Source organism: Mycobacterium angelicum, from assembly GCF_002086155.1.
Lineage (GTDB): Bacteria > Actinomycetota > Actinomycetes > Mycobacteriales > Mycobacteriaceae > Mycobacterium > Mycobacterium angelicum.
The window spans coordinates 1-26,586 of record NZ_MVHE01000067.1; the positions used below are offsets into that span (position 1 = coordinate 1).

Genomic DNA, 26,586 nt, shown 5'->3' on the forward strand with positions numbered 1-26,586 from the left:
GGGGTGGTGCGGCCGGTGGCTCGGGCGGTCTGGGCGGGCTGCTCTTGGGCAACGGCGGCAACGGTGGTGTGGGTGGCGAAGGACTGGTCGCCAGTGGCGGCGCCGGAGGCAGCGGTGGCGCCGGAGGATTCGTCGGCCAGGGTGGCGCCGGCGGGACCGGAGGCGTGGGCGGTGATGTTGGCGGCGCGGGAGGGTCGGGAGGCACCGGCGGGGTCCTTGGCGACGGCGGGTCCGGTGGCGGCGGCGGTGATGGATCGCGGCTAGGTGGGGCCGGCGGCAACGGCGGCTGGACCAGAGGCATCGGTCAGGGCGGCGTCGGCGGGCAGGGCGGCGCCGGCACCTCGGCGGCCACTGGCAGCGGCGGCGCCGGCGGGGATGGCGGTGCGGTGGGCCTATTCGGCCGCGGCGGCGACGGGGGGTCCGGCGGAACGGGCGTGGGCCAACTAGGTGGGGCCGCTGGCACGGGCGGCAAAGGCGGTCTGATCGGCGATGGAGGAGCCGGTGGGATCGGCGGAATGGGTGCATTCGTAGGCGGAGCGGGCGGCGCCGGCGGCGCGGCCGGGCTGATTGGCTCGGGCGGGCTCGGTGGCAATGGCGGCGAGTCCAACATCGTGAATGGGCCGGGCGGTAACGGCGGCGACGGCGGACTGCTCTATGGGGCCGGTGGCGACGGCGGCAACGCGGGAACCGGCGGCTCGAACGGCAATAACGGCGGCAACGGCGGCAATTCCTTCTTGATCGGCGATGGCGGCGACGGCGGGGCCGGCAGCGGGGTGCAGCATGGCGGCGCCGGCGGATCCGGCGGGCGCTGGTACGGCAGCAACGGTCAGGACGGTGGCTAGGTTAGTGCACGTCGCGGTCTGGGCCGGTCGCCGCCGAAGCCGCGCACGACATAGGCCCGCACAAACTCCGCGACGATGGCGGGATCGTCCATATCCAGTGTCGACGACGGTGTGCTGAAGAGCGAGAACAAAATTCGCGCGAACCATTCGCCGGCCGACTCGACATCGAGGTCTTTGCGGACCTCGCCGGTGAGCTTGGCCGCCGAGAGGTGGGGTGCGAAGAAGTCGACGCATTCCCGTAGCAACACAGCGGCGTCCTTGGTCAGCAGCAGGCTGATCGCCTCTTCGTCGAAGTATTCCTCGGAAGCGATCGCGCGCCGCGCCTGGCTCACGAAAACCGCTGCGTGGCTCAGCTTTTCCTCAAGTGAACCGCTGCGGTCCATGGCCTTGGACATCTCGCGGTAGAACTGCTCCGAAGCGTGTTCGGCGCAGGCTTCCAGGATGGCGCCTTTGTCGCTGAAGTACTCATAGACGGTGCTGCGCGAAACGTTGGCCGCCTTGGCGATGTCGACGATGGTCGCCTTCTGCAGCCCGTGTTTGCGGAAGCAGGCATACGCGGACTCGATGATCAGGTCGCGGGTGTCCGTTTCGGTGGCTTGGGCGGTCATCAGGGAACCAGTGCGCCGCGGGGCACCAGGCCGGAGTCGGCCGAGGCGAAGGCCTCGTTGACCTCGGCGAGACGGAACGGCTTGGGCATCAGCCTGCCGAACGGAAAACTGGTGTGCTGCAGGAAGGACAAACCGATCGCCAGCGTCACCGGGTGGTAGAGCATCACGCCGCGCACCGACTTGTTGCCGTAGACCAGCACGCTGGGATCGAGTTCGAAGGTGCGTCCCATGCCGATGTTGCCGACCTCCAGCAGGGTGCCGCCGTTGTTGAGGAACCCGATGCCCTCGGCGATCACGTTCGGCACTCCGACCACTTCGAGCACCCAGTCCGCGCCGATCCCGTCGGTGCGCCGGTGCACCTGCTCGGTGACTTCCGCGGTCGAAATGCCGCTGGCGTCAATGCAATGGGTGGCGCCGAAGTCGGCTGCGACGTCGAGCCGGGCGGAGATCTTGTCGATGACGATCACCTCGGCGGCCCCCGCGGTGCGCGCCACGGCGGCGGCGTTGATCCCGAGACCACCGGCGCCCTGGATGACGACGGTGTCGCCGAGCCGAACGTCGCGCAGCGCGAACAACACTTGGGCCAGCGCGCAATTGAGCGGCGCGACGGCCTCGTCGGCGAGGTCGTCGGGCACCTTGTACAGCGGCTGGCGCGCGGAGGTGTAGTAGTACTCGCCGTAGGCGGCGACGAAGTGCGGCGGCAGGTTCTGGGTGCGGAATTCACCGGCCATCAAATTCTGGCAAGCATACGATCGGCCCCGGGCGCAGGCGTGGCATTGCCCGCAGGTCCAAAAGTATGGTGTGACAACGCGATCGCCCACCTTGAGCGGCTTGCCGGTGGCGTCGTTGGCCAGCCCTTCGCCGAGTTCGGCTATCTCACCAACCATTTCGTGGCCCATGGCGAACGGGCAGGGCAGCGGCAGCTCGCCGCGGAAGATGTGTAGGTCGGATCCACAGATGCCGGCCATCCGCAGCTTCAGCGCCGCGGTGCCGGGTGCGGGCGTGGTGAGCGGAAACTCGGCGAGTTCGATCGGCCCGCCGTATGCGGTCAGCAGTGCGAGCTTGGGCATGGCGCTCCTCTCAATCGGCCGGCGCGAGAATGAGCCCGCTGGTAGGCACCCCGGTGCCCGAGGTGACCAGCACATGTTCGACGCGGTCGACTTGGTTGTAGGAGGTGCCGCGCACCTGACGCACTCCTTCGGTAATGCCGTTCATGCCATGGATGTAGGCCTCGCCGAGCAGCCCGCCGTTGGTGTTGATCGGGAATTCGCCGCCCAGCGACAGGCGTTCGACGGTGGCGAAATCCTTGGCCTCACCACGCCCGCAGAATCCGAGTTCCTCCAGCTGGGTGAACACGAACGGCGTGAAATGGTCGTAGATGAAGGCGGTTTGGATGTCCTGGGGCTTGAGTCCCGAATCCCGCCACAGCCGGTCGGCCACCACACCCATCTCGGGCAGCCCGGTGATGTCCTCGCGGTAGTAGCTGGTCATCATCTCGCCGTTGGCGGCCGCGCCCTGGGCGGCCGCGGTGATGACCGCAGCCGGCTGACGCAGGTCGCGTGCGCGCTCGGCGCTGGTGACGACCAGCGCCACGCCGCCGTCGCTTTCCTGGCAGCAGTCCAGCAGGCGCAGCACGGGTTCGACGATCCAGCGCGAATTCTGGTGGTCTTCCAGCGTGATCGGGCGTTCGTAGAACCAGGCGTCGGGATTTGTGGCCGCGTGCGCGCGGTCGACGACGGCAATCCTGCCGAAGTCTTCGTTGCTCACACCGTAGGTCGACATGTACCGCTGGGCGTGCAACGCGACCCATGCCGCAGGGGTGAGCAATCCGAACGGCGCGTAGTTCGCCATGAACAAGGGCGTCTCGGCGCTGGTGCGTCCGCTGCCGCCGAATCGCATGCCGGAGCGTTCGTTGAACGCGCGGTAGCACACCACCACGTCGGCGACGCCCGTAGCGACCGCCATGGCCGCGTGCGCGACGGTGCCGGCCGCCGCGCCGCCGCCGTGCGGCACCCGGCTGAAGAAGGACAGGTCGCCGATGCCGACATTGCGCGCGACGTCGATCTCGTCGCTGGCGTCCATGGTGAAGGTGACCATGCCGTCGACGTCGCCGGGCGCCAGTCCCGCATCGTCAAGCGCGGAACTGACTGCCTCGCAGGCCAATTGGAGCTCACTGCGCCCGGACTCTTTGGAAAACTCGGTCTGGCCGATGCCCGCGATGGCACAGCTCCCGGGCAGGGTGCCGCTCATGCCTGGTTTCCGTCGAGCAGGCTGAGCACCGCGGTGCCCGAGACGTGATTGCCAAGGCTATTGGCGCCGGCGAAGGTGACCTCGACGAAGTTCTCCCCGCTGCTGCCTTCGGTCTTTCCGGTCACGCTGCCGGCAAAGCGCAGCGGGTCGTCGGGAAAGCAGGGCACGCCGAGGCGGATCGACAGATTCTTGACCATCGCCTCCGGGCCGGCCCAGTCGGTGAGAAACCGCACGCAATACCCGTTGGTGGTCAAGATGTTCATGAACAGGTCGGGGGAGCCCTGTTGTTTGGCGTAGTTGCGGCAATGGTGCACCGGCATGAAGTCACGCGATGCGATTGCCCCGGCGACGATCATCGTTGTGGTGATAGGGATTTCGAGGGGCGTCACTTCGTCGCCGACGGCAATGTCAGCCCACTTGAGGGTTGTCCTGGTTGTCATGCGTTTCCTTCCGCGTAGGTCGCGCCGAGGCGGGCAAGCTGCTGGGTGGCGGGGCCGAGCGCCAGCTCGTTGTGCTTGGCCCATAGGAAGTAGCGATGCAGGGGATAGGTGACGTCGATGCCGATTCCGCCGTGCACGTGCTGTGCAGTGGCGGCAACCCGGGCACCTGCCTCGGCCGCCCAAAACTTCGCGATGCGCGCCGCCCGATCGGCCGGCCGTTCGTTCGCGACGAGCCAGGCGGCATGCCAGGTGGTCCAGCGGATCGCCTCGACGTCGATGAAGGCATCGGCCATGCGCTGCTGGACGGCCTGGAAGCTGCCGATCGGACGGCCGAATTGTTCACGCCCCGTGGTGTATTCGGCGGCGATGTGCAGCGCGCGGTCGGCGACGCCGAGCTGAATCGCACACAGCCCGATCAGGGCGCGGGTGTAGAGCGATTCGATCGGGGCGTCGAGCCGGTCCTGCCCGGAAACGATTGCCCCATCGAGGAATACGTCGGCGTGCGGCTCGCGGTTGGTGGTCGGCACCAGACGGATCTCGACGCCGGCGGCGTCCGTCGCGACCAGAAACAGCCCCACGTCGCCGTCGTCGGTGCGGGCCGGGATCAGCACTGTGTCGGCCAGTTGGGCGGCGGGCACCAGCTCCTTGGCCCCGTCGAGCCGCCACGCGGCGCCGTCACGGCGGGCTGTGGTGCCAGGGTGCGCCGGGTCCGAGCGGCCGGGCTCGGCCAGGCCCGCAGTCAGGATGCGTTGTCCGGCAACGACACCCGGCAGGAAACGCTGCTGCTGTTCGGCGGTTCCATATCGCGCGATCGGGTCGGCGCCCAGCACCAGGGTGGCGTAGGCCGGAACCGGTGCGACGCTCCAGCCGACCTCGGCCAGCAACACTCCGAGTTCCACGAATCCGCCGCCGTTACCGCCCACCGACTCCGGCAATGCGGTGCCCAGCAGATCGACGCTGGCGAGTTCGGTCCACAGCGCCTCGTCGTGGCGGGCGCCCGGGCCGGCTTCGAGCTCGGTCATCCGCTCGGGTGTGGCCCGGCGCTCCAGCAGCTCGCGGGCGAGTTTGGAGATGGTCTCCTGTTCCTCGGTGAACGTGAAATCCATAACCGGCTACCCCGACGGCCGAAACTGGTGCAGCACCAGGTCCCCGCTGGCACCGTCGAAGGTCTGATAGCAGACCTCGACCGGCATCCCGACCGTGACGTCCGCCGGATCGATGTCGCACAGGTTGGACACCAGCCGCACCCCCTCGGCGAGTTCGACCAGCACCACGATGTAGGGATAGTCGAAAAACGGGAAGCGTGGCTGGTGTGGCATCACGTAGCTGTACACCGTGCCATGGCCGGACGCCTCGATTGTCTGCCACGCCAGCGAACGGCAGTGCGGACACATCGGGCGGGGCGGATGACGCAGCGTCGCACAGTCGCTGCAGCGCTGGATCAGCAGCTTGTGTTCGCGCAGCCCGCTCCAGAAGAACTCGGTGTCCGGGCTGATCGCCGGGGCCAGTCGGGTCGCCATCACCGCTCCGGCCGGAATCGCAGCACCCGGAATCGCTGTCTTCCCAGCACTTCTCCGTGCTGGTCGGTGTAGGTGGTCAGCCAGGTCAAGAAGAAGCCGGTGCCCAAGGCTGTCTTCTTCTCGCCGGAAACCGATTCGTAGACCGTCGTCGCGCTGATCACATCGCCCAGCCGGGGGTAGCGTTCGATCTCGAATTCCGAGTTGGTGGCCACCGTGCTGGTGTAGCCGGCCTCGTCGAGGAATGCCGTTGGGTTGGACTTGATTTCGACGGGAGCACCGCCGCGGTCGCCGATTCCTTCCAGGAGCGGTGCCGGCATTGTCCAGGTCTGCAGCATGACCGGCGGTGACACGATCCCGCCGAACCTGGATCCGGCCGCAAACTCGGGGTCCAGGTAGACGGGATTCATGTCGGCCAGCGCATGCGCCCAATGCCGAATCATCGGCTGGTTGACCGGATCCGGCGCCACCGAGGGTTTACCGGTTCCACCCGTCGGCTGGCCGACGAGCGCCTGCACCTTGGCTTGAACCGAGGCTTCGACTTCTGAATCGGTCACTAGGCAGATCCTCCTGATTTATCTGTAGCTCGAAGGTCACGAGGTGCTCGCGGCATCAGCAACCCGGCCATCGCGATGATGTCCCGCTGAATCTCATTGGCACCGCCACCGAATGTGTTGATCACGGCCTGGCGGTATGCGGCTTCCAGGGCGCCGCGGAGCGGGGCATCGGCGCCGCGGCGTATTCCGTTGCTGCCCAGCACTTCTAGCAGCTCACGGGCGACCTGCTGGGTCAACTCGGTACCGAACACCTTGGCCGCCGACGCCTCTCCCATATTCAGGATGCCCTTCGTGATCGCGGCGTTCACCCGGGAGTTGACGAGCTTGTACGCGGCGACCTGTGCCTCGACCCGGGCCAGAGCCAGCTGCACCCAGGGCTGATCGATCACACGGCCACCGTCGAGTTCGGTGGACTGCGCCCACTCCAATGTCTTTTCGAACAGCGGCTCGAGCGCGCCGAGGTTGCCCAGGGCTGCCCGTTCGAAGTTCAGCTGGGTGGTGATGAGCTCCCAGCCCTGGTTTTCGGCCCCCACGAGTGCGCTCGCCGGGACCCGCACGTTGTCGTAGAAGGTGTAGAAGGTGGAGATGCCCGGCATGGTGTGCAGTGGCTGCCAGGAGAATCCGGGCGACGAGGTGGGCACGATGAAGATCGAAATGCCCTTGTGCTTCTTGGCGTTCGGATCGGTTCGCGCGGCCAGCCAGATGTAGTCGGCGTAGGCGGCGCCGCTGGTGAACATCTTCTGCCCGTTGATCAGATAACCGTCTCCGTCGCGAACGGCGGTGGTGCGCAGCGAAGCCAGGTCGCTGCCGGCACCGGGCTCGGAGTAGCCGATCGCGAACTCCACACTGCCGTCCAGAATCGCCGGCAGGAACCGCTGCTTCTGTTCCTCGCTGCCACCCTGCATCAGTGTCGGACCTACGGTATTGAGGGTCACCAGCGGGATGGGCGCGTTGGCGCGGCGGGACTCCTCGGCGAAGATGAACTGTTCGATCGCCGAGAAGCCGCGTCCGCCATACTCTTTGGGCCACCCCACGCCCAGCAGGTCGGCGTCGGCCAAAGCCCGTATACATTCGCGTACCGCGGGGCCGCCCTCGATGTGTTCGCTGATTGCTGCCACCCGTTCGGGTGTCATCACCCGCTGCAGCGTGGCCCGCATTTCGGCGCGCAGCTGCTCCTGCTCGGGCGTGTATTCGAGTTGCACCGCTCAGGCCCCCAGCCTCACCGGCATCCGTTTCACCCCGGGCACCATGGTGGCGCGCACGCGGGTCACCGGACCGACCAGTTCGAGCCGGGGAAAGCGGCCCAACAGTTCATCGAACAGCAGACACGCTTCCAGGCGCGCCAATTGCGCACCGAGACAGGAATGTTCGCCGCAGCCGAACGCGATGTGCGGGTTGGGGTGCCGGGTCACCTTGAATTCTTCGGAGTCGCTGCCGAAGATGTCCTCGTCCCGGTTGGCCGACCCGTACAGCATCACCACCATGTCGCCCTGGCGGATCGACTGACCGCGGATCTCGACGTCGGCCGTTGCGGTGCGCGCCATGTGCACCACCGGGCTGTTCCAGCGCAGCATCTCTTCGACCGCGGACGGGATCAAAGCGGGATCGCCGACCAGCAACCGCAGTTGGTCGGGGTGTTCGATCAGCGCCTGGGTACCCAGCGCGATCAGATTGCGGGTGGTCTCGTTGCCGGCCACCAGGAGCAGGAACGCGAAGTTGACCAGCTCCTCGTCACTGAGTGAATGCCCGTCGATCTCCGCGTTGACCAGGATCGACAACATGTCGTCACGGGCCTGCACCCGCCGATCGCCGATCAACTGGTGGAAGTACTCGTAGAGCTGGCCGGCGGCCACCAGGGTGTCGAGTTCGATTTCGGGGTCGGCGGTTCCGGTCATGGCGTCCGACCACGCCCGGAATTGTTCCCAGTCGTCCGGCGGCGCGCCGAGTAGCTCGGCGATGATGCGGGTGGGCAGCGGAGCGGCGATCTCCTCGGCGAATTCGTGGGTGGAACCGGGTTCGACGGTGTCGAGGATGCCGCGCACGATGTCGCGGATCTTGGGCTCGAGGATGGCGACCTGACGCCGGGTGAAGCCGGCGTTGATCAGCTTGCGCAGCTGCCGGTGCCGCGGCGGATCGGTGAAGATGAGGCTGCCCTCCTGCACCGGGTTCGCCAGAGCCGGGTCGGGAATGGTGATGCCCTTGGTCGAAGAGAACAGGGCCGGATTGCTCGATACGAAGCGGACGTCTTCGTACTTCAGCAGCGCCCAGAAATTGGTGACGTCGTTCCAGCAGACCGGCGCCGTCGCACGCAGCTCGCGAAACGCCGGGAAGGGGTCGCCGGCGTAGAAGTCGGGCGAGTGCAGTGGGAAACGAGGCCAGTGCGGCGGCGTAATCGTGTGCACGGTGAGCCTCCCGCGATCGGACAGATTGACGCGATCTGTCCTGTCAGTTGTGTCTACTCCGCTGCGGTTCCCGCTGTCAATACAGTGACAACATATTGGAACAGCGACGAATTCACCCCGATGGTCATTGACGTGTCGATCCCACGGGTGTACACCGGGTGATTAGATGACCGACACTCTGGACGGGATGCAGATGGCTGGATTTGTTGACACCTACCAGCTCTACATCGACGGACGGTGGGTGGAGCCCGAGGACGGACGCTACGACGACATCTCCCCGGCCACCGAGGCCGTCATCGCCGGCGCACCGGATGCCAGCGTCGGCCAAGTCAGTGCGGCCATCGCGGCCGCGCGCCACGCCTTCGACGACGGGCCGTGGGGCACCATGACTCCACAGGAGCGCGCCGGCTGCCTGAATCAACTCGGCGACGCGCTGCTGAAGCACAACGACGAATTCTTCGCGCTGTCGCAAATCGAATGGGGCTGCATCGCCAACGAACGCGTGATGCAGGTAGACGGCGCGGGCTACATGTCCATGCGCGCCGCCCAGCTGGCCGCGACGCTGGCCGATAAGCCGGTAACCGGGATCGGGGCCGGAACGACCCTGCTACGCCATGAGCCCCTGGGCGTGGTCTCGATTCTGACGCCGTGGAACTTCCCGCACTGCCTCAACGTCATGAAGGTCAACAATGCGCTGGCCGCGGGCAATACCGTCGTGCTCAAACCCTCGCCGCTGACACCGCTGGCCGGGCTCGCGCTGGCGCGGGTCATCGACGAGCACACCGACATTCCACCGGGCGTGGTCAACGTCGTCACTCCGTCGGGCATCGAGTCCGCGAAGCTACTCACCACCGATCCGCGCATCGACATGGTCAGCTTCACCGGCAGCTCGGCGGTTGGCTGCGATGTCATGTCCGCCGCGGGGCGCACCATGAAGCGGATCTTGCTGGAATGCGGTGGCAAGTCCGCGAGCATCATTCTGGACGACACCGAGGTCAGCGACGAGATGCTGCAGCAGATGCTCTTCGACTGCTGCTCACTACATGCCGGGCAGGCTTGCATTCTGCACAGCCGGCTGCTGCTTCCCGATTCCCTGCACGACGAGATTGTCGATCGGCTGGTCGCGCTGGCCCGCGACGTAAAAGTCGGCGATCCAACGGATTCCGACGTGCAAATGGGACCGCTGATCAGCTCCGAACAACGCAATCGGGTCGAGGACCACGTTTCGCGGGCCCGCAGTGACGGGGCCAAGGTGGCGGCCGGGGGCGGTCGGCCGGCCGGTTTGGATGTCGGATTCTATTACGAGCCAACGATTCTCACCGAGGTCGAGCCGGATTCGACCATTGCACAGGAAGAGGTGTTCGGTCCGGTGCTCAGCGTGCTGCGCTACCGTGACGACGACGATGCGGTCGCCATCGCCAATAACTCCAAATACGGATTGTCCGGCGCGGTATGGGGTTCCGACGTGGACCGGGCCGTCGGCGTTGCTCGGCGGATTCGCACCGGCCAGATCGCCGTCAATGGTTTCAGCCCGGGTGATGCGCCGTTCGGTGGCTTCAAACTCAGCGGGTTCGGCCGCGAGGGCGGTGGCATCGGCGGGCTGCATCAATACATGGAGCCCAAGGCCATCGGGACGCCCTGATGCCGGGACCCTTCACCGGGCTCCGCGTCGTCGAGATCGCTACCGAGATCTCAGGTCCCTACGCCACCAAGCTTCTCGTCGACCTCGGCGCCGAGGTTACCAAGATCGAGCCGCCCGGCGGCGATCCGCTGCGCCGTTGGGGCCCGTTCCCCGGCGGCGTCTGCGACGCGCAGCGCGCCGGGCTGTTCGAGTACCTGAACGCCGGAAAACGCTGCATCACAACAGATCTCGGCGGCGCGCAAGAGTACATCGCGTCTGCGCAGGTACTCGTCGAGGACCAGCCGCCCGGCACCCTGGACGGCGACACCTTGGGACGGCTCAATCCAAATCTGGTGGTGCTGAGGATCTCTGCGTTCGGCCAAACCGGACCGTGGCGTGATCGTCCGGCAACGCCGCTGACCCTGCAGGCTGTTGCGGGCTGGGTGAGCGCCAGGGACCCCGAGCGTCCCCCGGTGCAGGCCGGTGCCCGCATCGCCGAGTACGTCGCCGGCGCCTACGGCGCGCTGGGGGTGCTGACGGCATTGCGGCTGCCGTCGCCGGGCCGGATCACCGAAGTGGACGTTTCGCAGTTCGAGTCGCTGCTGTCGACGCTGCCCTACCCGATGCTGATGGCTGAGCGAATGCGTGGTCTCGGCCTGCCGGCGAACCTGCGTTCGTCGCCGATGCTGGGTGTGGTGCGGGCGGCTGACGGCTGGGTGGGCATCAACTGCCTCACCGGCCAGCATTGGCTGGACGTGTGCGCAATGCTCGGCTTGCCGGAATTCGCTGAGCACCAGATCGCGATCATGTTGGGCGGCCCTGAACGTGCCGAATTCTTCGCCAAGGCTGAGCCGTTACTCGCCGAGCGGACGGTCGCCGAGACCGTCGAACTGAGTCAGGCGTTGCGCATTCCGGCCGCGCCGGTCAACGACGGCGCCACTGTGCTGGACTGTCCGCAATACGCCACGCGCGGGTTCTTCGTCGACCGCGCAGGATTCCGGCAGCCCGGTGCGCCGTTCCGGTTCACGAAACCAACTGCGGCACAACAAAATCCGCAGCAGAAACCCCAGAGTCGGGGCGAAGCGCCGTTCGCCGGATTGCGGGTGCTGGATTTGAGCACCTTCTGGGCGGGCGCCTACCTGACCTGTTACCTCGGCGCGTTCGGCGCCGACATCGTCAAGGTCGAGTCCATCCAGCGCCCCGACGGACATCGCTACTCCGGTGCATTTCCCTTCGAGGGCGACGACTGGTACGAGCGCAGCGCCATCTGGCAGGCCACCAATCTGAACAAGCGGGACCTCACGCTGGACCTGACCTCGCAGGCCGGCCGCGACATCGCCCGCCGCCTGGCCGCCGAGGCCGACGTCGTGGTGGAGAACTTCTCGCCGCGAGTGGTCGAGCAGTTCGGCCTGGACTATCCGTCGCTGGTTTCGGTCAAGCCCGACGTGATCATGGTCCGGATGCCGGGGTTCGGCCTGGAAGGCCCGTGGCGCGACTATGTCGGCTGGGCGCTGAACATCGAGCAGACCTCCGGCATGTCCGCGGTCACCGGCTACCCCGACGGTCCGCCGTGCAACCTGCAAGGGCCGGCGGACCCCATCGTCGGCGTGCACGCGGGCGTCGCGCTGCTGGCCGCTCTCGAGCACCGGCGGCGGACCGGGCAGGGGCAGCTGATCGAGATCGCCCAGATCGAGGTCGCCGCATGTGTGACCGCCGAACCGGTGATCGAGTACTCGATGAACGGTGTGGTGCGGCCCCGCGAAGGAAACCGGCGTCGCGGTTATCTGCAAGGCGTGTACCCGACATGCGAAGTCGGCGGTTGGGTGGCATTATCGTTACCCGATCAAGGCCGGCTCGACCACGATGTGTTCGACGAGATGGTGGCCGCCTGGACCCGGACGCAGCCGGCGGCTGCGGTTGTGAAAACCCTTCGGGTCCAAGGCATTGCGGTAGAACCGCTGACCGCGGCAGACCAGATGTATGACCTCGCGCAGCTCGATGCGCGCGGATTCTATGCGCAGTTCGAACACCCCATCACCGGATCGCGCCGCTACCCGGGCTGGCCACTTCGCATCACCCCGGGACCGGTCGAGCAGCACCGCACGCCCCCGCCGACACTCGGTCAGCACAACGACGAAATCCTCTGCGCGCTGGGCTTTTCCGCAGCTGAGTTGGCCGAATTACGTGACCGGCGGGTCATTGGAGAGCATGTTTTGAACGCCTAGGGTGTGTGACATCATCCCGAATGGGGTGCTGCAGGGTCATTCTGCACATGGTGCCCGGGCCCCAATTCCGTGTATTCGAATAGTGACATCCAGCGGGTGTCGATCTGTTCGACGAACAACACGGATCAAGAATGGGTACAGCACATGGCCTCGCGGTGGCCGCCCCGGCGTCGGCGACGATTCCGGAGTTGTTTGCCGCACAGGTAGGCCCCGCGACATCTTCGCCGAGCGCACGGTGGCGCGGGTAGCGCGGGTGGTCGCGCGGATTGCGGTCGGCGACGAGGTTGCCGACGACGGCATCGGCTTGGTGCAGACGACACCGATCATGTGTTGGCTGCGCGGCGTTGCCGGTGCGGTCGAGCAGTTCAACCAGACGATGGTGTTGCAGGCTCCGGCGGGTGTCAGCGAGCGGGACGTAGTGGTCCTGCTGCAGGCGTTGCTGGATCGCCATGCCATGCTGCGCTCCCGCGTCGAAGAGGGGGCCGGCGGCTGGTCACTGTCTGTTGGACCGCCGGGCGGGGTGGATGCACGCCAGTGTGTGCGGTCGGTAATCGCGATCTCTGACGAGGCGTTGGTGACCGCGCGACAGCGGCTGGATCCGGCGGCGGGGGTGATGCTCAGCGCAGTGTGGGAGTCGTCTGCCGAGCAGTTGGTGCTGGTGATTCACCATCTGGTCGTTGACGGGGTGTCCTGGCGGATCCTGGTCGACGACCTCAACGCCGCATGGGCTCAGTTGCGTGCCGGGCGGCCGGTGGGGTTGACGGTACGGGGCACCTCGTTTCAACGGTGGGCTGCGATCCTCGCCGAGCAGGCGCGCTGCGACGCAATGCTCGATCAACTGCCCGCGTGGCGGCGCATTGCGGCAGTCGAACCCTCGTTGCCGGCGGTGGACCCGGACAGAGATACCTATGTCACCGCCGGTCAGCTGTCGGTGGCGGTGGACACCGAGACCACCCGGGCGTTGTTGGGTGCCGTTCCGGCGGCGTTTCATGCCGGTGTCCACGATGTCTTGTTGATCGCGTTCGCGTTGGCGTTCAGCGCGTTCCTGGACCGCGGCGGCCCGATCAGCTTCGACGTAGCAGGCCACGGACGGCGCGAAGACCTGACTCCCAATCTTGATCTGTCGGCCACGGTCGGGTGGTTCACCAGTAAGTATCCGGTGGCGCTGACGGTGCAACGGCTGCCGTGGGCCGAAGTGCGCGCTGGGACAACGGGATTGGGCGCGTTGATCAAGGAACTCAAAGAGCAGCTGCGCGCGCTGCCGGATGGGTTCGGTTATGGCGTGCTGCGCTATCTGAATCCCGCGCTGCAACTGGCCGGAGCTGATCCGGTGATCGGATTCAACTACCTGGGCCGCCTCGGCGTCGACCGCGACGCGGCCGGCCCCGGCGAGGACGAATGGCTGATCATCGGTAGCGGCCCGGCATTCAGCGATCCCACCCGCGCGGCGATACCGATGGCGCTGACCCATACCGTCGAGCTCAACGCGCTGACCCTCGACTCCGAGGCCGGCCCACAGCTGCACGCCAACTGGACCTGGGCTTCCTCGGTGCTGGATCGCGGCGCTGTCGAAAAGGTCAGCCGGCTGTGGGGTGAGGCGCTGGCCGGGGTCTGCGCGCATGTGGCCCGGGGTGGCGGCGGGCTGACCCCGTCGGATCTGGCGCCGCTGCGCCTGACCCAAGACCAGATCGACCGTCTCGACCAGCAGTACCAGATCGCTGACCTTTTGCCGCTGACTCCGCTGCAGCAGGGCTTGCTGTTTCACGCCAAGACCACGCCGGGCCGCGATGACCTATATGCGGTGCAACTCGACATCGGTTTGGCCGGTTGGGTCGACCCCGATCGTCTGCGTAGGGCGCTGCACACCGTCATTGCCCGCCATCCCAATCTGGCCGCCCGATTCGTCTACCCGGACTCGGGTCAACCAATACAGGTGATCGTGGCCAACCCGGCGCCGGCATGGCGATATCTCGACCTCACCGAGGCGGGCCAGTCTGAACAACACATCGAATCCCTTTGTGCCGCAGAACGATCCGCCGCGATGGATCTGGCCGAGGCGGTTCCGTTCCGGGCGATGTTGATCCGCACCGCAGCGCAGCGGCACCGGCTGGTGCTGACCAACCACCACATTGTGCTGGGCGGCTGGTCGTTGTCGATCTTGCTCGACGAGATCCTGGCCGGCTACGGCGGGCAGCTGTCGTCGCCGGCCGTGCCGTTTCGCAGGTTCGTGTCCTGGCTGGCCGAACAGGATCACCAGCGCGCTCTCACGGCCTGGCGCGCGGTGCTGGCCGGGGTGCAGGCACCGACCTTGGTAGGCCCGCCGGACCCGTTGGGTCTGGCCGGCAAGAGCGTGAAAAGCTTTGCGCTGTCGACGGTCTCGACCGATGCTTTGACCGCCATGGCGCGAGCCCACCACACCACGGTGAGCACGGTGCTGCAAGCCGCGTGGGCGCAAGTGCTGAGTTGGCTGACCGGTCAGCAGGACGTGTTGTTCGGCGCCGTCGTCGCCCTGCGCCCGCCGGATCTGGCCGGCGTGGAATCAATGGTGGGCCTGTTGATCAACACCGTGGCGGTGCGCGCCCGGATGACCGCAACCACCACCACTGCCGGCCTACTCGTGCAGCTACACGACGATCACAACAACACGCTCGACCACCAACACCTAGGGCTCAGCGACATCCACCGAATCAGCGGTCAGGTGAGGCTGTTTGACACCCTTTGCGTCTACGAGAACTATCCCATCGACACCTCGGTGGCCGCCGGCCCACACGAGCTGACCATCACCGAGATCATCGGCCGCGAGTACACCCATTACCCACTGGCGATGATCGCGGCGCCCGGCCCCCGACTCACGCTTCGCATCGAGTTCGCCACCGAGGTGTTCGGCCCCGCCGGCATCGACCTGCTGTTCGCCCGGTTGTCGCGGGTGCTGGACGCAATGGTCGCCGATCCGGGCCGGCGGCTGCGCTCGATCGATCTGCTCGATGCCGCCGAGCACGCCATGCTGGACGCGATCGGCCACCGCGGCGTGCTGACGGCCAATCCTCCGGCGCCGGTGTCGATTCCGGAGATGTTCGACGCGCAGGTGCTACGGACACCTGACGCGGTCGCACTCACCTTCAACGGCGCGCATACCACCTACGCCGAGCTCGATGAAGCGGCCAATCGGCTCGCTCACGCGCTGATCCGCCACGGGATCGGGATCGGGGACGTGGTGGCGCTGCTGATGCCGCGCTGCGCGGACGCCATCGTGGCGATCCTGGCGGTCTTGAAGACAGGGGCGGCCTATCTGCCCATCGATCCGGCTCATACCGAGGCGCGGATCGCCTTCATGGTCGAGGACGCCGCACCGGTAGCCGCGATCAGCACCAGCGACCTGCGTTCGCGGCTGACCCGGCACGCCGTGGTCGTCATCGAGGTCAGCGACCCCGCTATCGCCACCCAGCCTGGCAGCGCGCCCCCGGCGCCGCATGCGGACAACATCGCTTACCTGTTGTGCACCTCGGGCACCACCGGGATCCCGAAAAGCGTTGCCATCAGCCACCGTAACGTCACCCAACTGTTCAGGTCGCTGGCCAGGGGTGTGACGCCGGCCGCCGGTCAGGTATGGAGCCAGTGCCATTCCTACGGTTTCGACTTCTCGGTATGGGAGATCTTCGGAGCGCTGCTGCACGGCGGACGGCTGGTGGTGGTTCCCGAACAGGTGACCCGCTCCCCGGCTGAGCTGCATGCGCTCCTGAAGGCCGAACAGGTCACCGTCCTCAGTCAAACCGCCTTGGCAGCAGGTGTTTTGGCGTCCGAAGGGCTGGGGTCGGCGTCGTTGGTGGTCGCCGGCGAGGCATGCCCGGGCGAGGTGGTCGACCGGTGGGCCCCCGGGCGGGTGATGATCAACGCGTACGGTCCGACCGAGACCACCATCTACGCCTCGTTCAGTGCGCCGTTGGCGGCAGGATCGGGCACACCACCGATCGGGTCACCGATGTCGGGGACGGCATTGTTCGTATTGGACGCCGGGCTGGGTGCGGTGCCGGTGGGTGTGGTGGGGGAGCTGTATGTCGCGGGCGGTGGGGTGGGTTGCGGGTATTGGCGTCGCACGGCGTTGACCGCCACACGGTTTGTCGCCTGCCCGTTCGGCGGAGCCGGGACCCGGATGTATCGCACCGGAGACCTGGTGCGCTGGGGTACCGATGGCCAACTGCGCTACGTCGGCCGCGCTGACGAGCAGGTCAAGATCCGCGGATATCGCATCGAGTGCGGCGAAATCGCCGTCCTGCTAGGACAATTGGACGGGGTGGATCAGGCAGTCGTGATCGCCCGCGAAGACCGACCTGGCGACAAACGACTGGTCGGCTACGTCACCGGCGAGGTGGATCCAGGCTGGGCGCGTGCAGCCCTGGCCGACCGGCTGCCCGACTACATGGTGCCTGCGGCCGTGGTGGTGCTGCCGCAGCTGCCGTTGACGGTCAACGGCAAACTCGACGCCGGCGCCTTGCCGGCCCCCGAATATGTTGACGCCGAACGGTATCGGGGACCCGCCACGCCGGTTCAAGCGGTCTTGGCCGGGATTTACGCGCAGGTGTTGGGGCTGGAGCGGGTTGGGGTCGACGACTCGTTCTTCGAGTTGGGTGGTCATTCGCTCTCGGCTACCAGATTGGTGGTTTGTATCCGCGCCGAGCTTGATGTCGAGGTGCCGATCCGGGCGGTGTTCGAAGCGCCGACGGTCACCCAGTTGGTGGCCTGGCTGGACACTCATGGCGGCGACGGCGTGCGCACTGAACTGGTGGCCCAACCGCGCCCGGAGCGGATTCCGTTGTCCTGGGCGCAATCCCGGTTGTGGTTCTTACACAACTTCGAGGGCCCGTCGGCGACCTACAACATTGCACTGGCGCTGCGGCTGACCGGCCGGCTCAGCGTGACGGCGCTGCGCGCCGCCCTGGTTGATGTGGTCGCCCGGCATGAAAGCCTGCGCACGGTGTTCGCCGAAATCGACGGAATCCCCGCCCAGCACATCCTGCCCGCCGAGACGGTGCGGGTACCGCTGACCGTCACCGAGACGGCCGCGGGTCATCAACTGACCCAGGCGATCGACCGGGCCGCAGCGTACAGGTTCGAACTGGCCCACGAGATTCCGTTGCGGGCGATGCTGATTCGGCTCGACGAACACGAGCGGGTATTGGTGTTGGTGGTACACCACATCGCCGCCGACGGAGCCTCCCTGGCCCCGCTGACCAACGATCTGGCCACCGCCTACGCCGCGCGGTGCACAGGCCGGCCCCCGGGGTGGGCGCCGCTGCAGGTGCAGTACGCCGACTACACCCTGTGGCAACAGCGAGCCCTCGGCGACGAAGGTGATCCCGACAGCGCGCTGGCACGTCAACTCGATTACTGGAAAACCGAATTGGCCGATGCGCCCGGGCAGACCGTGCTGCCGTGGGATCGGCCCCGGCCAGCGCGGCAGTCCTTTGCCGGAGAGTTGTTCTCGTTCAGTGTGGACGCGCACCTGCGGTCGCGCCTGGACGAGCTGGCCCGGCGCACCGGCACCACGTTGTCGATGGTGTTGCAGGCCGCACTGGCGGTGTTGTTGCGCAAGCTGGGGGCTGGCGACGACGTCACGATCGGGGGGCCGATCGCCGGGCGAACCGACGCGGCATTGGCCGACCTGGTCGGGTTTTTCGTCAACACCTGGGTGTTGCGGGTCGACACCGCCGGCAACCGCAGCTTCACCGAGCTGCTGCAACAGGTGCGGGCAAAGGCTTTGGCCGCCTATGAAAACCAGGACGCCCCCTTCGAGCGATTGGTGGAGCTGCTCAACCCCGGCCGCACCGCGGCACACCATCCGTTGTTTCAGATTTACTTTGCCCTGCAGAACAATCCGGCGCCCGGCTTAGAATTGCCCGGGCTGACCGTCGAAGCCATGCCGGCGTCCACCCACACCGCGAGGTTCGATCTGTCGATCAATGTGTTCGACTCGCCTGCCGTGGGCGGACAGGCGCAGCCGCTACCCGGGGTGATCGAGTACGCCACCGACCTGTTCGATCGCTGCACCATAGATGGGATCGCCGCCTGCTATCTGCACATCTTGGACACCGTCACCGCTGACGCCGACGTGGGCATCGACACGATCGAGATCACCGACCGTGCCCGGCGCGGCGTGTTGACTACCGAGTACAACGACACCGCCGTCGCGGTGCCGAACGTCACCAGCGCCGAGTTGTTCGCCGCCCAGGTTGCGCGCACCACCAATGCCATTGCGGTGCAAGACGATCGGGACAGCCTGACCTATGCGCAGCTGGCGGCCCGGGTCAATCGCCTGGCCCGCTTCCTGATTGCGCAGGGGGTGGGTCCGGAGGTCGTGGTTGGGCTGGCGATGCGCCGCGGTATCGATCTGGTGGTGGCCATGCAAGCGATCGCCGCCGCCGGCGGGTCGTTCGCGCCCATTGACCCGACCCATCCGGCCCGGCGCACCCGCCAGCTGCTGCAGACGTTGGCGGCGGTGTGTGTACTGAGCAGCTCGACCGAGGGCCTGCGGGCCGCAGGCCTGGCCGTCGTCGACGTGGATCGTCTTGACCTGTCCGGCTTTTCGGCCCAGCCGATCACCGATGCCGATCGCATATCCGGGCTTGAACCCGACCATCGCGCATATCTGATGTTCACCTCGGGATCCACTGGGCGGCCCAAGTGCGTGTCGGTCACCCATCGCGCACTGGTCAACCAGCTGCTGTGGCTGCAGAACCAGTACCGGGTCGGTGTCCAAGACGTGTACCTACAGAAGACGGCGGTCACCTTTGACGTGTCGTTGTGGGGGTATTGGGTGCCACTGATTTCGGGTGCGCGGTTGATACTGGCCGGCCCGGAGGGCCATCAGGATCCCCGCTATCTGGCCGAGACGATCGCCGCGCACGGCGTGACGTTGACCGACTTTCTACCGTCGCTGCTGTCGGTGTTCTGTTCGGTGGCAACGCGGGAAGAGGTGGCGTCTTTGCGCGATGTACTCGTTGCCGGCGAAGCCTTGCCGCCGTCCACCGTCGACGCGTTCAGGGCGATCAGCGCTGCCGGGTTACACAATTTGTACGGGCCGACCGAGGCCACCGTGTCAGTCACTCATTGGCCCACCAGCCTCGGCCACCCGGCGCCGGTGCCCATCGGTGTGCCGCAATCCAACTGTCGGGTGTTTGTACTGGACGCCGGGTTGTGCGTGGTGCCGGTCGGGGTGCCCGGGGAGTTGTATATCGCCGGCGCGGGACTGGCACGAGGGTATCGAGCGCAGGGGTCGTTGACGGCGTCGCGGTTTGTGGCGTGCCCATTCGGGCCTCCGGGACAGCCGGGCCAGCGCATGTATCGCACCGGGGACGTGGTGCGCTGGAATGCCCACGGCGCGTTGGAGTTTGTTGGCCGCGCCGACGATCAGGTCAAGATCCGCGGGCATCGCGCCGAGTGTGGCGGGGGGGCCGCGGCGCTGTCGGAACTTGCCGGGGACGCGGGGGGACACCGCGCCCCGGCCACCCCGGTCCAGCAGATCCTGGCCGGTCTGTATGCGCAGGTGCTCGGCGTCGAGGGCGTGGGAGTCGATGAGTCGTTCTTCGACCTGGGCGGGGACTCGCTGCTGGCGATGCGCCTGGTGGCTGCGGTCAACAAGGCCCTGGACATCAGCCTCGGGGTGCGGATCTTGTTCGAGGCGCCCACGATTGACGAACTGACCCGGCGGCTGACCGCGGCCGACGATTCGCCCGCCGTCGTCCCGGTTCAGACCCTCAAGGACGGGCCCGGGATTCCGCTGTTCTGTCTGCCGCCGGCGGGAGGCTTGAGCTGGCCGTATCGCAATCTGGGTGCCCATCTGGACGGACCGATCATCGGTCTGCAGCAAGACCCGAACACCGGACGATCGATCCGCGAGCTGGCCAAGTACTACGCCCAAACCATTCAGACGCTGCACCCCGATGGCCCGTATCACCTGCTGGGCTGGTCTTTCGGCGGCGGTGTCGCCCATCAGGTCGCCGTGCAGCTGCGCCGGCAAGGATGCGTGGTGCGACGCCTGGTCGTCTTGGACCCCCCGCCGGCGCTGCATACTCCGGTGTTCGATGCCCTGGCCGAAAGCGACGTGCTGGACATGATCCGGGGCGCCGACGGCATCGACGGCGCCGAGCTCCCGCTCCACGAACTCGTCGGGATCATCACCGAGAACGTCAACACCAACATTGTGCTGCAAGCGCACCACGTGCCCGAAGTCTTCGACGGCGACATGACCATCTTCGCGGCGCGTCCGGGTGACGGCCAGTCGCTGCAACAGAGTTGGCGGCCATACGTCTGCGGCAACATCGCCGAACACCTCGTCGACTGCACGCACGAGCAGATGCTGAGCACGCAGGCGTTGCGGCTGTACGGCGAGCGCATCAAGGCGGCGCTCACCGACTGACGCGGGCGCGGAACGGAAACTGTGCCCAGAATCGGGCCGATACAGAGGTCATTGTGTCCATAGTTCCGGCGGAAAAACCCGTGTATTCGATTTAGGGGACAGCCAGGGGGCCATTCGATCGAACGACGACACAAGGTTGAGATGCCAACACCACTCGGGATTCGCGACGCCGGGCAGACCCTGCCGCTGACGCGCGCCCAGCTAGATGTATGGCTTTCGCAGCAAATAGGTTGCCTGGCCGAAGAGTGGCAAACGAGCTGTTTCGTCGTCATCGCGGGTGCGGTGGACCCCGATGTGCTCGAGCGCGCTATCCGGCACGTCGTTCGCGAGGCCGAAGCGCTCAGGGCCGTACCCTTCGAAGCCGACGGAGAGATTCGTCAAGAAATAATCGCCGACCCCGAATTCGATATCGAATTCCGCGACTTGACGAATTCGGCGGACCCAGTGGCTGAGGCCTACCGGCGGGCAACAGAAATCCAGCGGTCGCAGCTGCCATTAACCGGCCCACTATTCCGCTTCGCATTGTTCCGCACCCGGGCCGACGAATTCCACTGGTTCCTGTGTGTCCACCACATAGTTGTGGACGGGTCCACCTATGCGCTTTTTGCGAGTCGAGTGGCCCGAGTCTACTCGGCGATGGTTTCCGGCACCGCCATACCGCCCACGCCGTTCGGCACGCTGCGCGAGTTGGTCGAATGCGAGCTGGAATACGAAAAATCCGCCGACTACCAGGACGACCGGGCCTATTGGAGCAATAATCTCCCAGCGCAAAGCGGGCCGCGCCAGCAGCCCCCGCAGGCCGCCGAGGGATGCGATTCCTACACGGCCTCAGCGCCGGTCGAATTGGAACCCACCGTTTTGGCCCGGGTTGACGAATTGTCTCAAACACTGGGCGCCGATCGAACATCGATCATCGCCGCAGCGTGTGCCTTATTGGTGCGCGCGTGGACCGGTTCCGGGCCGGAAGTGGCGCTGGACTTTCCGGTGAGCAGACGGACGACGCCGAAATTGCGGACGATTCCGGGAATGGTTTCCGGATTCGTGCCGCTGGTATTGCGGGCGGCACCGGATTCCTCGCTCATCGATTTCTGCCAGCACGTCGAACACCGCATCCGGGACACCATGCCGCACCAACGGTTTCCGGTACGCACACCGCAGGCCGGCAGGGTCGTCGTCAATTTTGCGCCCTGGACAGCGGTTGCACCTTTCCATGGCGCCCGGGCAAAGCTGGTCTACACCGCATACGGCCATCTGGATAATTTCGGGCTGTTCTTCATCAACGACGGCGGCCGGCTTTTGCTGAGCACTGCGGGCCGCGGCCGGCCGTTTGCGGATTTCGGTACCGCCGAGATAGCCGCCCGGCTGGAACGAGTGCTGGCGGCGATGGCGGCAGATCCCGGGCGCCGGCTTTCCTCGGTGGATCCCCTCGACGCCCAGCAACGAGCCGCGCTGGACGGGTGGGGCAATGCGACCGCGGTCACGCCCCCCGCGGCCGCGGCCGCGTCGCTTCCGGCGTTGTTCGCCGCTCAGGTGGCCCGCAGTCCCGAGACCGTGGCGCTGGTGCACGTGGGCCAGACATGGAGTTACCGACAGCTCGATGACGCCGCCAACCGGCTCGCCCTGCTGTTGGCCTCTCGTGGGGTGGGCACCGGAGACGTGGTGGCGCTGATGTTCGAACGTTCGGCGCACGCCATCATCGCCATTCTGGCGGTGCTCAAGAGCCGGGCGGCTTACTTGCCCATTGATCCGGCACAGCCACCGGCGCGGGTGGGACTCGTGATGAAGGATGCCGCGCCGGTGGCTGTGTTGAGCACCACCGAGTTGGCCGGGCGACTGGACGGATACCAGGTGCCGGTGGTCACCGTCGACGACCTCGATCCCGAGACCCACTGCGGCCAACCGGAATTGGTGCATCCGGCCGGCGACGACATCGCCTACATTCTCTACACCTCGGGCACCACCGGCCTCCCCAAGGGCGTCGCGATAACCCATCAGAACGTCGCCCAACTGACCGCATCCCTGGCCGCAGGTCTGCCATGTGCGATCGGACAGGTGTGGAGTCAGTGTCACCCGTATGCGTTCGACGTGTCGGTGTTCGAGATATGGGGTGCGCTGCTGCACGGCGGTCGCCTGGTCGTGATGCCCGAGGCGGTGACCCGTTCACCCGAAGAGCTTCGGGCGCTGCTGATCTCGGAAGAGGTTGGCGTGCTGACGCAGACCCCGTCGGCCGCCGCCGCGTTGCCGCCGCACGGTGTCGCGCCGACGGCGCTGGTGCTGGGCGGCGAGGCCTGCCCGGCCGAGGTGGTCGACCGATGGGCCGACGGGCGGGTGACGGTAAACGCTTACGGCCCAACCGAAACGACGATGTACGTGTCCATGAGTGCCCCGCTGAAACCGGGCGGGGGCGCCGTACCGATCGGCGTTCCGGTGCCGGGCGCCGCGTTGTTCGTCCTCGACGATTGGCTGCGGCCGGTGCCGGCGGACGTCCCGGGTGAGTTGTATGTCGCGGGCCGCGGCGTTGGCTGTGGGTATGTGAACCGGACCGCGTTGACGGCGTCGCGGTTCGTGGCGTGCCCGTTCGGGCCACCGGAACAGCCGGGCCAGCGCATGTACCGGACCGGGGACGTGGTGCGCTGGAACTCCCAGGGCGCCTTGGAATTCGTCGGCCGCGCCGACGAACAGCTCAAGGTCCGGGGTTTCCGAATCGAGCCCGGCGAAGTCGAAGCAGCATTGATGCTGCACCCCGCCGTCGCCCAAGCGGTCGTCAGCGCCGGCAACGAGACGCAACTCGTGGGCTATGTGGTGCTCCAACCCGGAACCGAGGATGCCGATATCGCCGCGCAGCTGCGCGCGTTCGTGGGGCAGCGGTTGCCGACGTTCATGGTGCCCGCGGTGGTCATGGTGCTGGAATCATTGCCGCTGACGGCCAACGGCAAGCTGGATCGAAACGCGTTGCCGGCGCCGGAGTTCGTGTCGGCGGCCGCGTATCGGGGTCCGCGGGATCAGCGAGATGCGTTGTTAGCGCGGCTGTTCGGCGAAGCACTGGGCCTGGCGCCGGTCGGTATCGACGACGGGTTCTTCGATCTGGGTGGACATTCGCTCACGGTGATCCGGTTGGTGGCCCGCATTCGGGCCGAGCTGGATGTCGAGGTGCCGATACGGGCGGTGTTCGAGGCGCCGACGGTGGCGCAGTTGGCGGACTGGTTGGACGTGCACCAGGGCCGTGGGGTCCGTGCCGCTGTGGTGGCGCAACCGCGACCGGATCGGATTCCGTTGTCGTGGGCGCAATCTCGGCTGTGGTTCCTGCACAAGTTCGAGGGTCCGTCGGCGACCTACAACATTCCGTTGGCGTTGCGGTTGACCGGCAGCCTGGATGTGGCGGCGCTGGGCGCGGCGCTGGGCGACGTGGTAGGCCGGCACGAGAGTTTGCGCACGGTGTTCGCCGAGGCGGATGGCGTCGCCTACCAGCAGATCCTGCCCGCCGCAACGGTTCAGGTGCCGGTGATCGCGGCCGAGCTGACCGACGGCCGGCAGCTGGCCGATGCCGTCAGTGCTGCTGCGGGTTACCGGTTCGACCTGGCCACCGAAATCCCGGTGCGCGCAGGGCTGATCGAAGTGTCCGCCACCGAGCACGTCCTGGTCTTGGTCATGCACCACATCGCGGCCGATGGTGCCTCGCTGGCTCCGCTGGCCAGCGATCTGGCCGCCGCGTATGCCGCACGCCGCGACGGACGAGTGCCGCAGTGGGCTCCGCTACCGGTTCAGTACGCCGATTACACGCTGTGGCAACAGCAAGTGCTGGGCGACGAAAACGACCACGAATCGGTTCTGGCGAACCAATTCGCCTACTGGAAAACCGAATTGGCGGGCGCCCCCGAACAGATCAGGCTGCCCGCGGACCGGCCGCGCCCAGCTCACCAGTCGTTCCAGGGTGAATTGATCTCCTTCGCTGTGCCGGCGGGTCTGCGCGAGCGGGTGGAGCGGCTGGCCCGGCGCACCGGCACCACCATGTCGATGGTGTTGCAGGCCGCCCTGGCGGTGCTGTTGCGCAAGCTCGGCGCCGGTGACGACGTGTGCATCGGCGGGCCGATCGCCGGACGTACCGATGCGGCGCTGGCCGATCTCATCGGATTCTTCGTCAACACCTGGGTTTTGCGGGTCGACACTTCCGGTAACCCGGATTTCGGGCAGTTGCTCGAGCAGGTGCGAACCAAGGCACTGGCCGCCTACGAACATCAGGACGCCCCCTTCGAGCGATTGGTGGAACTGCTCAACCCGGCCCGCTCCACCACGCATCATCCACTGTTCCAGGTGTCGTTCGCCCTGCAGAACAACCCGGTACCCACGCTGGAGTTGCCCGGGCTGTCGATTGAGGCGATGCCGGTGCCGACGCATACCGCCAAGTTCGATCTGTCCATGCACCTGTTCGATCTGCCTGCCGCCGGGGGCCAGCCGCAACCGCTACCAGGCCTGATCGAATACGCCACCGACTTGTACGACCGGCCCAGCGTCGAGGCGTTCGCCAACTCTTACCTGCACATTCTCGACGTCGTCACCGGCATTGCCGCCCAGGGTGTCGACACGATCGACATCACCACCGCCACCCAACGCGAGCTGCTACTGGCCGCGCACACCACCACCGAGATCCCCGAGACGACCATCCCGGAGTTGTTCGACGCCCAGGCCGTCCGCACGCCGAATGCCGTAGCGGTACAGGGTGATTGCTGCCAATTGAGCTACGCGGAGCTGGCCGCACGGGCCCGCCGATTGGCGGCTCGGCTGCGAACCTACGGCGCGCAACGGGAAACCGTCATCGCCGTGGCGTTGCCCCGCGGGCCGGAGTTGATCACCGCGCTGCTGGCCGTCACCCAGACCGGGGCGGCCTACCTGCCCGTCGACCCGGACTATCCCAGCCAACGCACCGGCTACATGCTCGCCGACGCCGCTCCGCGACTGCTGATCACCGATGCGGCCACCGCGCCCGGTCTGCCCGAGTCCGGTATCCCGCGGCTGGTCTTGGATGAGCTTGACGCCGAGCTTGACGCCGAGCCGGCCGCCGAGCTTCACGCCGAGCCGGCGTCAGAGCGGCCGGATCCGGGCAACCTGGCCTACCTCGTCTACACCTCGGGGTCCACCGGGGTGCCCAAAGCCGTAGCCGCCACGCACCGCGATGTCGTGGCGCTGGCTTCGGACAGCTGCTGGGGACAGGACCACGGGCGAGTTCTGGTCCACTCGTCCATCGCGTTCGACGCGTCGACCTACGAGGTGTGGGTGCCGCTGCTGCGCGGTGGTTGCCTGGTCATCGATTCGTGCGCCGGAAACGAAATCACCGCGCTGACAGCATTAATCGCGCAGCATCAGGTTACCGCCCTGTTCCTGACCACGGCTTTGGTTGACCTGGTCGCCGAGGCGCCCAGCGAAAGTTTCGCTTCGGTTCGTCAGCTGTGGGTGGGCGGTGAGGCGCTGACGCCGGCGGCGGCCGGCAAGCTGCGGGCCGCTCATCCCGGGCTCGAGCTGATCAACGTATACGGCCCCACCGAAACAACGACCTTTGCAACGTATTTCAGGTGCGGGGATGCCGACGACCTGACCGGAGCGTCGGTGCCGATCGGTGGCCCGCTGGACAATATGCGGGTCTTCGTGCTGGACGCCGGAATGTGTGTGGTGCCGCCGGGGGTGGCCGGGGAGTTGTATATCGCCGGTGCCGGGGT

At 66.7% G+C, this 26,586-nt stretch carries 12 protein-coding genes and 2 pseudogenes; 5 read left to right on the forward strand and 9 right to left on the reverse strand.

All coding sequences use genetic code 11. The features are described from left to right. Positions 1–842: pseudogene (locus BST12_RS32230) on the forward strand (hypothetical protein); the annotation flags it as partial. On the opposite strand, the gene BST12_RS24420 reads toward BST12_RS32230, so the two are convergent. The 9 genes from BST12_RS24420 to BST12_RS24460 are packed head-to-tail and all read right to left on the reverse strand — an operon-like array spanning position 839 to position 8,577. Then, on the reverse strand, positions 839–1,450 hold the full coding sequence (locus BST12_RS24420; protein WP_083115822.1) for a TetR/AcrR family transcriptional regulator: 612 nt from the start codon (positions 1,448–1,450) through the stop codon (positions 839–841). The pseudogene BST12_RS32230 and the gene BST12_RS24420 overlap by 4 nt on opposite strands. Beyond that, a complete protein-coding gene (locus BST12_RS24425; protein ID WP_083115823.1) occupies positions 1,450–2,520 on the reverse strand; it encodes a zinc-binding dehydrogenase in 1,071 nt (356 codons plus the stop codon). Before BST12_RS24425 ends, BST12_RS24420 begins: the two co-directional genes overlap by 1 nt. A gap of 10 nt (positions 2,521–2,530) precedes the next feature. Then, positions 2,531–3,700, reverse strand: coding sequence for a lipid-transfer protein (locus BST12_RS24430; RefSeq protein ID WP_083115824.1), 1,170 nt, complete (start codon positions 3,698–3,700; stop codon positions 2,531–2,533). Continuing rightward, positions 3,697–4,140 carry a MaoC family dehydratase gene (locus tag BST12_RS24435; RefSeq protein ID WP_083115825.1) on the reverse strand — a complete coding sequence of 148 codons (444 nt, stop codon included), beginning with the start codon at positions 4,138–4,140 and terminating at the stop codon, positions 3,697–3,699. Before BST12_RS24435 ends, BST12_RS24430 begins: the two co-directional genes overlap by 4 nt. Beyond that, a complete protein-coding gene (locus tag BST12_RS24440) occupies positions 4,137–5,246 on the reverse strand; it encodes an acyl-CoA dehydrogenase family protein (protein ID WP_083115826.1) in 1,110 nt (369 codons plus the stop codon). The genes BST12_RS24435 and BST12_RS24440 overlap by 4 nt, the downstream gene beginning before the upstream one ends. A gap of 6 nt (positions 5,247–5,252) precedes the next feature. Further along, positions 5,253–5,660, reverse strand: coding sequence for a Zn-ribbon domain-containing OB-fold protein (locus BST12_RS24445; protein ID WP_083115827.1), 408 nt, complete (start codon positions 5,658–5,660; stop codon positions 5,253–5,255). Beyond that, positions 5,660–6,214 (reverse strand): FAS1-like dehydratase domain-containing protein, encoded by a 555-nt coding sequence (locus tag BST12_RS24450; RefSeq protein WP_083115828.1) that lies wholly within the window; start codon positions 6,212–6,214, stop codon positions 5,660–5,662. Before BST12_RS24450 ends, BST12_RS24445 begins: the two co-directional genes overlap by 1 nt. Then, complete coding sequence (locus tag BST12_RS24455; RefSeq protein ID WP_083115829.1) at positions 6,214–7,416, reverse strand: acyl-CoA dehydrogenase family protein; 1,203 nt, start codon at positions 7,414–7,416, stop codon at positions 6,214–6,216. The genes BST12_RS24450 and BST12_RS24455 overlap by 1 nt, the downstream gene beginning before the upstream one ends. Positions 7,417–7,419: 3 nt before the next feature. After that, complete coding sequence (locus tag BST12_RS24460; RefSeq protein ID WP_083115832.1) at positions 7,420–8,577, reverse strand: cytochrome P450; 1,158 nt, start codon at positions 8,575–8,577, stop codon at positions 7,420–7,422. A gap of 232 nt (positions 8,578–8,809) precedes the next feature. Between BST12_RS24460 and BST12_RS24465 the strand changes: the two genes are divergently transcribed. The 4 genes and pseudogenes from BST12_RS24465 to BST12_RS24480 form a co-directional block, all read left to right on the forward strand. Next, positions 8,810–10,258, forward strand: coding sequence for an aldehyde dehydrogenase family protein (locus BST12_RS24465; protein ID WP_083115833.1), 1,449 nt, complete (start codon positions 8,810–8,812; stop codon positions 10,256–10,258). Beyond that, entirely contained in the window at positions 10,258–12,462 is a 2,205-nt protein-coding gene (locus tag BST12_RS24470) for a CaiB/BaiF CoA transferase family protein (protein ID WP_083115830.1), read from the forward strand. The genes BST12_RS24465 and BST12_RS24470 overlap by 1 nt, the downstream gene beginning before the upstream one ends. A 181-nt stretch (positions 12,463–12,643) precedes the next feature. Beyond that, positions 12,644–20,815: pseudogene (locus tag BST12_RS24475) on the forward strand (amino acid adenylation domain-containing protein); the annotation flags it as partial. Between the two features lie 201 nt (positions 20,816–21,016). Further along, the coding region (locus BST12_RS24480; RefSeq protein WP_139801893.1) for a non-ribosomal peptide synthetase at positions 21,017–26,586 on the forward strand (5,570 nt) is incomplete at its 3' end.